The 13871-nt window shown below is 37.9% G+C and carries 12 protein-coding genes; 3 read left to right on the top strand and 9 right to left on the bottom strand.

The features are described from left to right. Positions 1–86 precede the first annotated feature (86 nt). The 7 genes from EUI_RS0104875 to EUI_RS0104845 all read right to left on the bottom strand — a co-directional run bounded on the left by EUI_RS0104875 (position 87) and on the right by EUI_RS0104845 (position 8453). Positions 87–1367, bottom strand: a complete 1281-nt coding sequence (locus EUI_RS0104875) for an MFS transporter (protein WP_010016515.1) — start codon at positions 1365–1367, stop codon at positions 87–89. A gap of 238 nt (positions 1368–1605) precedes the next feature. After that, positions 1606–4137: a M1 family metallopeptidase gene (locus EUI_RS0104870; RefSeq protein ID WP_010016513.1), complete on the bottom strand. Its 2532-nt coding sequence runs from the start codon at positions 4135–4137 to the stop codon at positions 1606–1608. An 87-nt stretch (positions 4138–4224) separates the two neighbouring features. After that, complete coding sequence (locus EUI_RS0104865; RefSeq protein ID WP_010016511.1) at positions 4225–5166, bottom strand: phosphoglycerate dehydrogenase; 942 nt, start codon at positions 5164–5166, stop codon at positions 4225–4227. Between the two features lie 2 nt (positions 5167–5168). Next, positions 5169–6131, bottom strand: coding sequence for a sugar kinase (locus EUI_RS0104860; RefSeq protein ID WP_010016510.1), 963 nt, complete (start codon positions 6129–6131; stop codon positions 5169–5171). A 24-nt stretch (positions 6132–6155) separates the two neighbouring features. Further along, positions 6156–7433 carry a hypothetical protein gene (locus EUI_RS0104855; RefSeq protein ID WP_010016509.1) on the bottom strand — a complete coding sequence of 426 codons (1278 nt, stop codon included), beginning with the start codon at positions 7431–7433 and terminating at the stop codon, positions 6156–6158. A gap of 8 nt (positions 7434–7441) precedes the next feature. Continuing rightward, positions 7442–8185, bottom strand: coding sequence for a sugar phosphate isomerase/epimerase family protein (locus EUI_RS0104850; RefSeq protein ID WP_010016508.1), 744 nt, complete (start codon positions 8183–8185; stop codon positions 7442–7444). Positions 8186–8195: 10 nt separating this feature from the next. After that, complete coding sequence (locus EUI_RS0104845; protein WP_010016507.1) at positions 8196–8453, bottom strand: hypothetical protein; 258 nt, start codon at positions 8451–8453, stop codon at positions 8196–8198. Between the two features lie 110 nt (positions 8454–8563). Between EUI_RS0104845 and EUI_RS0104840 the strand changes: the two genes are divergently transcribed. Both EUI_RS0104840 and EUI_RS0104835 read left to right on the top strand, forming a co-directional pair. Beyond that, positions 8564–9550: a LacI family DNA-binding transcriptional regulator gene (locus tag EUI_RS0104840; protein ID WP_010016504.1), complete on the top strand. Its 987-nt coding sequence runs from the start codon at positions 8564–8566 to the stop codon at positions 9548–9550. Between the two features lie 96 nt (positions 9551–9646). Then, positions 9647–11779, top strand: coding sequence for a cation:proton antiporter (locus EUI_RS0104835; RefSeq protein ID WP_010016503.1), 2133 nt, complete (start codon positions 9647–9649; stop codon positions 11777–11779). 141 nt (positions 11780–11920) lie between these two features. On the opposite strand, the gene miaA is transcribed toward EUI_RS0104835, so the two are convergent. Beyond that, the gene (miaA, locus tag EUI_RS0104830) at positions 11921–12802 is read right to left on the bottom strand and encodes a tRNA (adenosine(37)-N6)-dimethylallyltransferase MiaA (RefSeq protein ID WP_010016502.1); all 882 of its coding nucleotides are present in this window, start codon (positions 12800–12802) and stop codon (positions 11921–11923) included. Further along, a complete protein-coding gene (locus EUI_RS0104825) occupies positions 12795–13550 on the bottom strand; it encodes a glycerophosphodiester phosphodiesterase family protein (RefSeq protein ID WP_010016501.1) in 756 nt (251 codons plus the stop codon). The genes miaA and EUI_RS0104825 overlap by 8 nt, the downstream gene beginning before the upstream one ends. 88 nt (positions 13551–13638) lie before the next feature. Here EUI_RS0104825 and EUI_RS0104820 point away from each other — a divergent pair, with 88 nt between their 5' ends. Next, positions 13639–13821 (top strand): DUF3042 family protein, encoded by a 183-nt coding sequence (locus tag EUI_RS0104820; protein ID WP_010016500.1) that lies wholly within the window; start codon positions 13639–13641, stop codon positions 13819–13821. Positions 13822–13871 lie beyond the last annotated feature (50 nt).

The following is a 13871-nucleotide window of genomic DNA, read 5'->3' as shown; positions in this document are numbered from 1 at the left end:
ATTATTCTCATTATACACCCATTAAGACGACATCAAAAAATCCACAAAACATTTATTGTTAAATGATTTGCGGACTACAAGATTCATTAATTTGTTTCTTGATACTGACTATTTGCACCCAGTTTTTTAAAGTCTGGGATTGTTAGCATGAATGCCAAACTAATCAAGTACATAACTGTCAAACTCAACATAACTGCGGCGACATCATAATTATCCATGATCCAACCTATAACAACTGACGAGAAAGCGCCTAAAGCACGTCCCGATCCCATGAGCGTGTTAGCCGCCGTTGCTCTGATTTCTGCTGGGTACAGACGACTAATAACGGCACCAAAACCACCGTACATGCCATTAGAGAAAAAACCAACGATAGCTCCCAATATGGTTAGCGTCCACATATTATAAGCAAACGTAAACGTGTAAATCATGATAGCAGAACCAATCAAGAAAATAGCAAATGCCTGTCGTGGCCCAATTCTATCTAAAATAGTCCCAAATGTCATCATTCCAACTGCCATTCCCATAATAATTGGGATCATGCCTAAGTTCACATAGCCTGCTGTCACAGTTGCCGTTATCCCCAACTGCTTTCTCATGATTGTTGGTAACCAATTCATCAAGCCATAATACCCCGACGTTTGAATGGTTAACATAATGATCAACACAAGTGACGTGTAAGCACGTTTTGGCGTATTGGCGATAAACTTAAAGCTGAATTTTTTTCGACCTGATTTATAATCTGATTTAAGTTGTTCAAACGCTGGTGTTTCTTTTAAATGACGACGAACAATATAAACGACGATTAGTGGTAAGAAACCAATCATGAATAAACCACGCCAACCAAATGCTGGCATAATGAGTGTTGCCAAAATCGCTGCCAAAATAGCCCCAACTTGACCACCAATTGCTGTAATTGAACTCATTCTGCCGACACGATTAGCACGAAAACTTTCAGCAATCAATGCCATACTGACACCGTATTCACCACCAGTGCCCATACCTAATAAGAACCGAGAGGCATAAATCGTATGTGCATTATCTAAGAATGCTAGAATAACAGTCGCAAATGTCACTAACATCACTGTATAAGACAAAACACGTACACGACCAATGCGATCAGCTAATATGCCAAACAGGACACTACCGAGTAATGCACCCCAGTTAGACATGGCAGCAATAATACCACCTTGCGCCCCAGTAATGTGCAATTCTGCAATCATTGGTGCCAAAGCAAATGATAAAAATGTTGCGTCCATATGGTCTAATGTGAATCCAAGTGTTGTAGATCCAAGTACCACCTTTTGTTCACTAGTCATCTTGCTTGACATTAAATTGTCTTCTTTGTTACTTGACTGACTTTGTATCATTAATAATTCCCCTTCAAAATGATTGCTCACTGGCAACCTTTATTTTGTCCGTTAAATATTAAACCATAAATAAAGATAAGAAGCAATTAAACGTTTGACATTTTTATTAAAATACAGACATCTATTTCTTTTTTTATCAAAATAAAACAGCTAAGTGCTTCATAACTTTATCATTATCTTGATTTTTTATTTTTTTCTACAATAAAAAGGAACCAAAATTATGGTTCCTCCTTCGTTATTAAATATTATCAATTATCACTTGATTTACTGCATTTCTTTCAGATTCGATCAGTGCCACACGACCACTAATCACACGTGTATCCATTTTAATTTCGCGAGTTAAGCCAGGTTGATCAATTTTTGGTTCAAAAAATAACTTAAATTCTTCTAAACGTTCAGCTGTCTTTAATATACCAGCTGCCACAGTAATGTAGGTTGTAAATTCCATATCACCCCCAACTTTAGATTCTAACCAATCCCAATCTTGTCGTAACCAATCCCAAGCGGCTTGTTGGCCATGTGGATTACGCAAAACACTACCAAACCATCCCCGTAAATCTTGTGGTTTAATCACATCCGAATTTTTAAATGCCGTCACTAGTTGACTAATAAGTTGTGGATCTGTCACACTCGTAATCGCAGCACACAAATCTTTTTTGTAACTCGCATCAGAGGACTTGCGATAGTTTAAGAACAATGTATCAAATAACGCCTGATTGCCGTAATTTTTAACCTCATTGCGAATAATGAACAACCGTATTTCTGCTGCTAAATTCTGCAAGTCGCCCTCATGTGTTTTGAATAACTCATGCGCTTGTGTTGTTGCTACGGTATTTTCGGCATATAACGCCGCAGCAACAATATAAGGACGCGTTAATTCATCATCTAATGACTCATTATCTTTTGCATGCCAGCCTAACCGTTCAAATTGCTGACGGCTCAGTTTGTCATAAAATTGCTTCAAGTTCTTTTCTTCATCAGAATCAGGTGTCATAAACTGACGTAAGTCTTGTGCAACAGTATATACTGCATCATTAACAATTTTAGATTCACTGTTAGCAAAACGTAAGAGTAACGGCACAATTTCTGCAAATGCGATTTGTCGTCCCTGAGCAAGCATATGCATATCTTGAATGATTTGACGTTGTGTAATCGCATCTAGTTGGTCAACATTAATTAAAATATCTTGTAAGAGAGTTGCGTCATATTTGACAATAAAATGTGAATCGTTTCTCATGTTAAGATAAAATGCTTCGCCCGCATCTCGTCTTAACGTCACATAATCACCTAAAACAACCTTTTGTTCAGTCATTATTTTGGGTACTACTTCATAGTTACTGTTAACAGGTATTTGCCACAAACGATTGGCATCTTGCCCTTCTCCGATAAAGAATTGTTGCTGTGTTAAAGTTAACTGTCCATCAAGCACTTCAGCAGAAAGGACTGGATAGCCTGGTTGTTCCAACCATGAATTCATGATAGCTGAAATATCTTGCCCGGAGGCCTCACCCAAGGCTTGCCACAAATCAGCACCAGTGGCGTTATTATATTTGTGCGCAGCAAAATAATTCTTCAAGCCTTCACGCAAAGCATCATCGCCAATTAACGCACGTACCATGACAAGCATACGTGCCCCCTTTGCATAAACAATGGCGGCATCAAACAGTGAGTCAATCTCAGCTGGATGATTTACTTGAACATGCACTGCTTGCACGCCATCGGTTGCATCACGACGTAAAGCTGCTGGTACATCAGATATCTGGAATAATTCCCAAATATGCCAATCAGGTTCAAGCGCATCAATAGCAACATATTCCATCATGTTGGCAAAACTTTCATTTAGCCACAAATCGTCCCACCATTTCATCGTCACCAGATCACCAAACCATTGATGCGCGAGTTCATGGGCAATCACTGTTGCCACAACCTGTTTGGCTTCTAACGCCGTATTGTCTGGATCAAGTACTAAATACGCTTCACGATAAGTGACCAAGCCCCAGTTTTCCATGGCGCCCGCTGAAAAGTCAGGTAATGCCAGTTGATTTGATTGTGATAATGGATAAGGTGTTTGATAAAAGTCTTCGAAAAATTCAATTGAACGTTTAGCGATATCTAATGCAAAATCAAGTGTTTTAGGATCATGTGCCTTTGTCGCATAAACACCAACCTTAACCCCACTGTCCGTTTGCGTTTGCTTGTTTTGTAACTCACCAAATGCAAATGCAACTAAATAAGTTGACATCTTTACCGTGGTATCAAAATAATGAACATCATTTTCAACGCGTAGTTCTGGCATATTAGCCAATATCGTTTCGTCTGCCTGTTCATCAAATTTAATTGCTAAATCAAATGTTGCTTTAGCCTCTGGCTCATCAATACAAGGAAAAGCTTGACGTGCAAAGTTTGTTTCAAACTGTGTCCCAATAATTTGCTTTTTTTCACCGTCAATTTCGTAATAAGAAGGGTAAATACCCATCATCGTATCAGTTAACGGTGCGGTATAGTCAATGATTACCTGTATTTCCCCAGATTTTGGCAATGTTATGTTAAGTGCATCTAGTTCACTATCAAGCATAAATGGCACTTGCTGACCATCAACTTGTACGGCACTAACAGACAAATCCTTTTGATGCAGGGCTATTTTTGAAGTTTGCGCTACCCCTGAAATCGTTGTTTTCCCACTAATTTTTTTTGACGAACGATCGATATCCAAATATATATCATAATGGTTCGGTTGAAATGTATTATAAAATCGTGTTAATTCAGCCATAATTTCTCCTTGGAATTGTTAGAATAATTCCATTATACACGTTTAAAATAAAAACGTCCCTCATCAAGAACGTTTAAAAAACAAATATTAATTTAACTGATTCACATTAGCTTCTGGCATTTTCCCCTGCAATACACGCACAATATCTTTTGTTGCATCAGTTGCCATCTGTGCCTTTGTCTCAATCGTGTTAGACGCAATGTGTGGTGTTAACAAAACATTGTCTAAACCAACTAAAGGATTGGTCACTGGCAATGGTTCTTCTTCAAAAACATCCAGAGCAGCACCAGCAATGTCGCCATTTTTTAAAGCAGTCACTAACTCTGATTCAACAATAATCACCCCACGAGCCATGTTAATCAAATAAGCGTCGTTTTTCATCATTTTAAATTCGGCTGAACCAATTGAGTGTTTTGTTTCAGGTATTGCCGGTAAATGAACCATGACATAATCAGCAGTTTTAAAAATCGTTTCACGGTCAACAATTTCAACATCATTTGTTGATTTTGCAAATGGATCATAAGCAATTATTTTGACATCAAATCCACTTAACTTTTTAGCTACCTGTTGGCCAATGCGACCAAAACCAAGAATACCTACTGTTTTACCTGCAACATCACGACCAGGATGCGCCTTACGGTAGTTCCAGTTATTTTCATGAATTGCTGCTGAATTTTGATACAAGTTTTTACTAATCGCTAATAATTCAGAGACAGCTGTTTCAGCAACTGAGCCAGATAAGGCTTTGGGTGTATTCACCACGTAAATACCACGTTTTGTGGCTGCATCAACATCAACCGCATCGTAACCAACACCATTACGGGCAATCACTTTTAAATTGGGCATGCTGTCCATAATATCACCATCAAAAGTCTGCGTACCAATCAAAACTGCGAATGCTTGAGCACCTTCTTTTTGCATTGTTTGACGTTCACGTCCAGAACCAACGACAACCTCAAAACCGGCATCAGTTAAAATTTTCTTACCGACTGACGGAATATCATCTGGTAAATATACTTGCTTTGTCATGTTTAATCCTCTTTCTGTTCTGATACTAAGTATTGTGTCAATTGCTCGCGTGTTGGATAGCCATCATTGTCACCAGTTGTTTGCACCTGTAAAGCACCAACCGCATTTCCACGTTCAACAGCTTTAGTCATTGGTAATCCCTCAATTAGCGCCGTAATCAACCCTAGTGCAAAACCATCCCCCGCACCAACCGTGTCTACTACCTTCTTAACATTAAACCCTTTAACTATGTAACTATCACCGGACTTATTTTTGACATACGCACCTTCTGGCCCAAGTTTTACCACTACGGTCTTCGTTCTGTCGCTATTAGCCAAGTAAAAGTCGGCAATTTTTTCAGGGTCGCGTGATCCCATCAAAATTTCGCCCTCATTAATACCAGGTAAAACAATTTCACCATATTTAGCTAAATCATTAATTGTTTCAATCATTACCGCCTGTGATTCCCATAGAGCTGGACGTAAATTAGGGTCAAAAGTTGTTTGAATACCACGTACAATAAGTTGCTCAGCGAAGTAACGAAATGCTTCTCGTGCCTGCATTGAAATAGCTGGAAAAATACCTGATAAATGTGCTATTTTAACCCCAGTAAAGTCAATATGATCAATATTTGATTTATCAAAATGTGCCGCTGCCGACCGACGCCGGAAATTAAAGGTGGTTGGATCACCTTGATCAACTAACTCTTTTAACTGAAAAGCGGTCCAGTTATCGTCATCAGTTGAAATATAATGATTACCAACATGGTATTTTGATATTTCTTTGATTGCAAACTGCCCTAATGGATCGGCCCCCACTTGCGAAATGTATTCAGTGCTATGACCTAAACGACTGGCGCCAATCATAACATTAAGTTCAGCACCGCCCAAAAATTTATAATAATTAATGCTATCCACTAATCCCGCATTCAAATCAGTTGATGTAAAAGTAACAATTGGTTCACCTAATGTTAAAATTTCACTCATTTTATTCTCCTTAAATTGATCGTCCTAATGTCCAAAAAAAGCAAACACTAATAATTCATTAACAATCGACACTAGCCACATCACTGGAATACCCATTTTTAAATACTCTTTTGTTTCAAGTTTAGAGTACGTTAATGCCCATGTGTTCCATGATTGTGTTAAGTCGATAGAAACCGCCATAATACTTGCTGTGTATAGCAGTGGTAACAAAAAAATTGGTGGGAATGTCCCAGTTGCCGCCAAGACTGCTGCCGTTGCTGCACCAGCACCCCAAACATGAAGCGGTCCACGGAATAAGGCTAATGGTGCCAAAATACCAACTGCAATGGCCAAAACTAAGGGGCTATGAGGCAAAATCACTTCAATGATACCCTTAAAATGAGGAACATTAACCGTCGCAGCACCGGCAAACATAACCAATGCCATCAAAAAGATAATTAAACCAGAAATGTCATTAATTGCTTGTGAAACTGTTTTATTGATAAATGCAACCAAGCCAGTATAAGATTTCATTTGGCCAGTTAAAAGTAAAGCAATAATTGTTGCTAACAGCAACGCTGGAATGGCATCCCAATGAAAAAACATATTTAGGGCAACTGGTATGACGGGTACAATGAAAGTAATTGGATGTGTCTTTTTGAATTCAACCTGACTGTTGGTAGCAATCGTTTCAATTTTACCGTTTTTAATACTTTTACTGTTCACTAAAATAAAAATAATCACACCAATCAATTGGACACTCATGGCTGCTAAACCAAAAATTAAATATTTACCGGAGAAACTAACTGATGGAAAAAAAGCTTTAATTTGATTAAACAAAACCACGTTAATATACATTGGCGCACCAATAGCCATTGTAAATGCTGGAATGGCCACCTTTTTGGGAACACCAATGGATAACAGAATTGGAATCAAAATAACCCCAATCGCAATAACTGATCCGACACCATAAGCTGACGAAAAAATCAGAGCTGTGACTAATACAACTAAGATTGCCGCGAGAATCGGCGCCTTCCGACCAACTTTTTCAGTTTGAGCAGAGATGGATCCGGCAATACCAGAATCCACTAATACGCGACCAAACCACGAGCCAAACACGATATATATAATTGTCGGCCCATAATTAAGTGCTGGTTTTGCAATGACATCTTGAATCACGACATTAAAAGGAACCAGGCCAATGACTGACCATAGTAGCGCCATAATGAAGAAACCAATCACTAAATTGCCACCTTTAACAATATAGTAGATGAAGCCGACAAACGTTAATAACAGTAAAATACTAATAATAATATTGGTCATCATACACCTCAACTAAACACTTTAAGTGCTTGGATACCATCAAGAATGGTCTGTTCACTTGCAGTTGGATACTCAATAGCTACTGGCACATTTTGCGGCAAGATATGCAAAATTTCTTGCCATGCAATTTCGCCTTCGTTTAATGGGACAGTGACTAACTTATCCCCTAGACCTTTATCATCTTTCACATGAATATATCTGACATATGATGCTAACTGCTTTGCTGCTGTCAGCTCATTTTCTCCCACATAACGCCAATTTCCCATGTCATAAACATAGCCAATAGCAAGATCTGCTGCATGTGCTGCTGTCATGAATTTTTCAATAGCGTGCATTTTACCAGATGTCTGTGTTTGGTCGTTTTCAATATTTGTTTGAATGCCAAGTTGTAATAGTTTATCTATTGCCGCAATGTCTTCTGGCAATAAGGTTTCAAAATCTCCCGTATTAAATTTGATAACACTAACACCTAACTGAATCGCTTCATGATAATACTGACTCAGCTTTGGATTAACGCGATGATTAACAAACAAATCATCGGGTACCGAATAGAAAAGACGCAGATTTTCTGATTTAGCATAAGTTGAGATTGCCGATGTTTCTGCAATAATATCGTCAAAGTATTCACGTCGTAACTCAGCAGATTGAATTCCAAACCCAACAACTTTTTTTAACATATCTAACTGCTGCCCGCCATTTTCACGATCTGATGCGAACACTAAATGATTCAAAACAATTTGTGATTTTTTCATGAGATACTCCTTAATATTTGTTTAAATCTGCAACATGTTTCAATAACGCGTCAAAACCTAACTCTGATAAATCAAGTGGTTGTGATTTATCAAAATTCTTGCTTTCAATTTTATTGAATTTTTCAGCAAGAAAATAAGCAGAAAGATAAGCTGCTAACTCTTTTTTAGCCATACTCTCAAGTTCTTTTTCATCAAAATCAAAATTAACAGATGCAATGAACTGTAGTGCAAATTTCTCAGGATTGATACTCATTTTTTCTTTTTCCATCATTTGTCCTTTTTAGTTTATCGTTTTCGGAAACCGGTTTACAAGATCTATTGTAAACGCTTTCAAATTTTTGTCAAGCCCTTATTTTTAATTTAGCGTATAATGTCTTCATGGATAAAAAAATCACAATTAACGATATTGCTGCAAAAGCTGGCGTTTCAAAAACAACAATTTCTCGTTATTTAAATGATAAATTCGACAATATGTCAAAAACAACAAAAGTTCGTATTGAACAAACAATTGCTGAACTTGACTATCGTCCCAACAGACAAGCACAAGCCTTGAAAGCACGCAATTCTTTTTTAATTGGCGTCTCTGTGGCTGATATTTCTAATATGTACACCTCTCGTTTGCTAAAAGGCATTGGTGACTATTTTCAAAAAACACATTATCAAGTTTTAATTATGGACGCTGATAACAACGTTGATCGCGAATTAAGTAATTTAGAAAAAATGATGACCGAACAAGTAGATGGTATAATTTTGCAACCACTAGTCCATCAACCCGAGCACTATCAGTTTTTAATCAATAAAAAAACACCAGTGGTCCAAGTCGATCGTTACACCGAACCGTTTACTTGGCCCGCCGTCGTGTCTGATAATTTTCAAAAGTCGGTTGACCTCGCTAAAATATTTAAGACAAAACATTACGATACAGTCATCGTCTTAGCCAATCGTATTACTGGTGTATCAAGTCGTATGAATCGCTATAATGGTTTAAAAGCTGGTCTGACAGGAAGTCAGATAGCAGTTCACTTGATTGAAATCGATGATCCCAATTGGCAATCAATACTAAAAACTACCTTAGCAACTTATCATCGAACAGCTATTTTTGCACTCAACGGGCAAGTACTATGGTCTGTTGTCCGTTTTTTAAAGGCACAGCAGCTACGTGTACCAGAAGATATCGGATTGATTGGTTATGATGATGACCAATTTGCAGATATGGTTTCACCAGCAATTGCTTCTATTTCACAAAATCCTCAAGAAATCGGTCGTACCGCTGCCGAAAAATTAAATTTGATTATAAACGAACATGGCCTTCTGCCTAAAAACATCCGAATTCCGTCTACTATTCAATTACGTGATTCATTATGATAAGTTAAATGACGTTTTCCCCTCAAAAAAACGTCATTTTGCCGTGACTATTTAATTTGACATAGTTTGCCCTATAAAAAATTCATAAGGAACAACATGACTACTTTATATACACTAGCTTTACTATTGATTGGTGTTATTGCAACCAATATCATTAAAGAATTTATCCCAAAAATACCTGAAGCCTTTATTTTAATTGCTGTTGGTGTTGCTATGTCATTTACATCAATTTTTAAAAATTTTGAACTTGAACCTGAATTTTTCATGTTAATGATTATCGCGCCAATCATGTTTATCGACGGTCAAAAACAATCATTTGCTAAAATCAAGCAACGTTTTGAAGGTATTTGGCTATTATCGGTCGTTTTAGCTGTAATGACGACGCTTGTTGTTGGTATCATTACCAATCACATTGAAGTCACTTGGACACTACCCTTAGCTATCACATTAGCTGCTATTATCACACCCACTGATGCTGTCGCCGTTAAATCATTAACAGCGGGCACTGATATGCCTGAAGGTGTTAGTGAGGCTCTAGAGCTTGAATCACTTTTTAACGATGCTACCGGACTAGTGATGTTAGATTTAGCACTATCTGTTTTATCACAAGGCACTTTTTCAGTTGTGCATGGGTTAGAACATTTTTTCTTTGTGGCAATTGGCGGTATCCTTGTTGGTACAGTTCTAGGCTTTCTCATTGTAGCATTACGCGTTAATTTACAACAACGTGCGTCAAACCCTGAAACGACGATCATTCCCATTAGTTTATTAACCCCATTTGCTGTTTACTTACTCGCTGAGCACTTAGGGACCTCTGGTATTTTGGCAGTCGTGGCAACTGGCATAGTGCATAACTGGGAGTCAAGCCGCTTACGTTTGACTTCGACAACTGTGCAACTAACCTCGCGGACGATTTGGCAAACCATTGCAGATGTATTAAATGATATTGTTTTTCTAATTTTAGGTATTTCGTTACCGGGCGTATGGCTATCAATCACAAAACTTGGCGTGTCTGCTACATTACAACTCATAGCTTTGAGTGTCTTGATCTATGTCATCATGCTGATTTTACGATACTTTTGGGCTTTGCGCGACAATCATAATAAACAACATCGTCGTAAATCAAATAGCTTCACACTATTTTTTGGTGATCGTAATAATAAACAACATAAATTTTACGCTCGTATTTTTGCTATTAGTGGTGTGCACGGCACTGTGACGTTAGCCATGGCTTTTTCTTTACCTTATAAAATTGCAGGTCATGCATTTCCCTACCGCGAAACACTCATTATTATTGCAACTTTAGTTATTTTAATCAGCATGCTTGTTAGCGCAATTGTTTTACCGTTACAATTACCTGCAAAAATCGAATCATATACAGTAGATGATCTCAACCAAACCCGTGATAAAATGATAGATTACGCTTCACTAAAAATTCTTGATCATGTATCAGATCATAATATCCGTGAAACACTGTCGACACAACTTCAGTCACAAAAAAATAAATTATTCATGATGGATGATAGAAAACACGCTTCACCGCAATTTCTTGAACTACTAGCAGATACACAAGATTTTGCTTTGGCGTATATTCACAGTGATTCTACCACACAAACTTACAGCCCAAACGCAATTGGCATATACGCTAAAATTTTACAACGCACACGCAATAATGGTCCAAAGCAGACTATGTCATTCAAGCATCAACTCAAACGTACTTTTCGTCGATATGCGCGCGAATCAACTTGGCACATCGCAAATGGCGTTATTACACGTGCACAACGCGAGCGTTTCCGAAAAAATAAATTAGCAACTGATAGCACATTTGCTGCAAACATTAAAAAATGGACTGATACACGTGATGAACTCATTGCGCTCAACAACGACTTGACTCACGCTACAGACACTTATTTAGATAATAAATTACGTGAACGCCTTGCTGCCCAACACAGTGATAATGATCATATTTATTTCGTTCGTGAAGCAATGAATCGCTTCTTCAGTCGTGTGAAACGTGATTACAAAGACGAATCTGTGCCTGTTAGTAGTGCACTTTACATTCAGGCATTCCAATATGAGTATGACTTCGTGCAACAAGGTGTTTCTGGGGGTTCTATTGTCCAACCAATGGCTAGTACGCTTTACAAAGAAATCAATCAAGCACAAATGTTACAGTTAGATCAAACCGAACAATTTGATACAGATGACTATACTGAATCAAAAGTATAATGTTTCGTCATAAAAAATAATGACATCCATCATAATTAAACATGGATTTCATTATTTTTTTAAACAACTATGTTAGAATTTTTACACGTTCAATTCTGCAAAAAAATACAGCACGTAACACTACCAACTAAATCATCATTTTTATACCCACGATTCAATACATACCGCCAATTCTGCCTTTGCTTGCGCCCCATTAATCCAAATCAATCCTGGAATTTGATGTCTAAGATAGGTTAGTTGACGCTTAGCATAGCGTCTTGAATCTTGTTGCATGTCTGCTATAGACTCATTTAGCGTTGATTGGCCAAGTAAATATGGGAAAAATTCTTTATAACCGATTGCTTTCCCCGCTTGGCAATCTTCACCACCGGCATCCAAAATGAGCTGCGCTTCTGCTAACAAACCCGCATCAATCATTTTCTGAGCTCGTGAATTAATCCGCTCGTATAGCATATCACGTGGCCAATCAATACCAACAACTAGTGACTCATATTTAGGACGTATCTGTTTTATGGTATGTGCACCATGGCGGGCAATTTGAATCGCTCGAATGACACGTTGCTTATTATGCTGATCAACTTTTTCTGCCAAGGTACTATCAAGAATTTGCAATGTCCGCATCAGTTCAGATAAATCGCGTTGTTTTAAATCGTTGATCTCCTGTTCGTCACTTGCTACAAAATCAAGTGGTTGTTCACCAAGTAATGCTTTGACATAGAATCCCGTCCCACCTGTGATAATTGGTAATTTACCACGTGACACAATATCAGCAATTACCTCATCAGCGCGAGCAATAAAATCAGCCACAGAGAATTGGCTTGTCATATCAACGATGTCTATCAAATGATGTGGTACTAATGCACGTTCAGCCTTTGTCACTTTTGCTGTACCAACGTCTAGCTTACGATAAATTTGCATCGCATCGGCGGAAATAATTTCGCCATTAAATTTTTGTGCCATGGCAATGGCTAAATCACTTTTACCCGACGCAGTCGGACCCGCAATAACGACCAGTTTAGTCATGTTCATCCCCTTGAATCTCTCGACGTATCTTGGTGGCTAATGCCACTTTATTTGTAATCATACCTCGTAAACCAGCCTTAAAAACACGTCGCATATCAGCTTCGTTATCAACAGTCCAAGTTCTCATATGCACGTTAGGTCGCCAAAAAATCCTTGGCTTATTTTTTAAAATACGAATATCTGAATGAATATAATCAAACACACCTCGCCATTTCAACCAATAAACGCTCGGTGTCGCCCAATATACTAACGCCGCAATATCTGCCTTTGGTTGTAATTGCCGGACAATTTTTAACGAATTCAAGTTGAAGCTTTGGTACAGCACATGATATTCCGGTTGGTATGTGTCAATTTTGTCCAATATTTCTTTCTCGATACCTGGATAGGAAACATGATCTGTTTTTATTTCTAACATTAGTGTCTGATCAAAATTTTGCGCCCGCAAAAAAGTTAAAAACTCATCAAAAGTTGGAATAGTTACACCAACCATTTTTGGTTCTTTATAAATACCAGCATCTAGCGACTTAATTTCAGCTAAAGTCATGTCTTTAACAAAGCCCGTACCATTCGTCGTGCGATCAACTTTTTCATCATGAATAACTACCAGATGTCCATCTATAGTCCGATGAACATCCATTTCTAACATATCCGGTTGATAAGCCAAAGCCGCTTCAAAAGCCGGCAAAGTATTTTCCGGTGCGACAGCACGGTAGCCACGATGCGCAATAATTTGTGTTTTAATAGTCATAAGTTAATTATACTAAATTCATTTACAAATGCGTCAAAATAGTTGATAATAGACTTTAATAAAACTTAAGAAAGAGGTTGTTACTATTATGAAATCATTTAAGTCAGGTATTATTGTTGGTATTTTAAGTTCAGCTGCTCTAGCTGCTGCTACAGCACTTAGTTATCGTCACACAATTATTAAGCCGGCACAACAAGCAGAAGAACATCATGAAGAAGTTTCAAAACAAGCAATTCGTCGCAGTGTTGCGGCTCACCAATCACGCTACTAGGATCAAAAATAAAACCTGTCGTTCATCAAAATTTATTGATGAACGACAGG

This window comes from Leuconostoc gelidum subsp. gelidum KCTC 3527, assembly GCF_000166715.1.
Classification (GTDB): Bacteria; Bacillota; Bacilli; order Lactobacillales; family Lactobacillaceae; genus Leuconostoc; species Leuconostoc gelidum.
Note: the sequence above shows the minus strand (reverse complement) of the source record. Positions and strands in the feature narration are given on the sequence as shown.

Bases quoted from the DNA above. Each gene is read 5' to 3' on its own strand.
- EUI_RS0104875 (WP_010016515.1), bottom strand. From the start codon at position 1,367: ATGATACAAAGTCAGTCAAGTAACAAAGAAGACAATTTAATGTCAAGC.
- EUI_RS0104870 (WP_010016513.1), bottom strand. From the start codon at position 4,137: ATGGCTGAATTAACACGATTTTATAATACATTTCAACCGAACCATTAT.
- EUI_RS0104865 (WP_010016511.1), bottom strand. From the start codon at position 5,166: ATGACAAAGCAAGTATATTTACCAGATGATATTCCGTCAGTCGGTAAG.
- EUI_RS0104860 (WP_010016510.1), bottom strand. From the start codon at position 6,131: ATGAGTGAAATTTTAACATTAGGTGAACCAATTGTTACTTTTACATCA.
- EUI_RS0104855 (WP_010016509.1), bottom strand. From the start codon at position 7,433: ATGACCAATATTATTATTAGTATTTTACTGTTATTAACGTTTGTCGGC.
- EUI_RS0104850 (WP_010016508.1), bottom strand. From the start codon at position 8,185: ATGAAAAAATCACAAATTGTTTTGAATCATTTAGTGTTCGCATCAGAT.
- EUI_RS0104845 (WP_010016507.1), bottom strand. From the start codon at position 8,453: ATGGAAAAAGAAAAAATGAGTATCAATCCTGAGAAATTTGCACTACAG.
- EUI_RS0104840 (WP_010016504.1), top strand. From the start codon at position 8,564: ATGGATAAAAAAATCACAATTAACGATATTGCTGCAAAAGCTGGCGTT.
- EUI_RS0104835 (WP_010016503.1), top strand. From the start codon at position 9,647: ATGACTACTTTATATACACTAGCTTTACTATTGATTGGTGTTATTGCA.
- miaA (WP_010016502.1), bottom strand. From the start codon at position 12,802: ATGACTAAACTGGTCGTTATTGCGGGTCCGACTGCGTCGGGTAAAAGT.
- EUI_RS0104825 (WP_010016501.1), bottom strand. From the start codon at position 13,550: ATGACTATTAAAACACAAATTATTGCGCATCGTGGCTACCGTGCTGTC.
- EUI_RS0104820 (WP_010016500.1), top strand. From the start codon at position 13,639: ATGAAATCATTTAAGTCAGGTATTATTGTTGGTATTTTAAGTTCAGCT.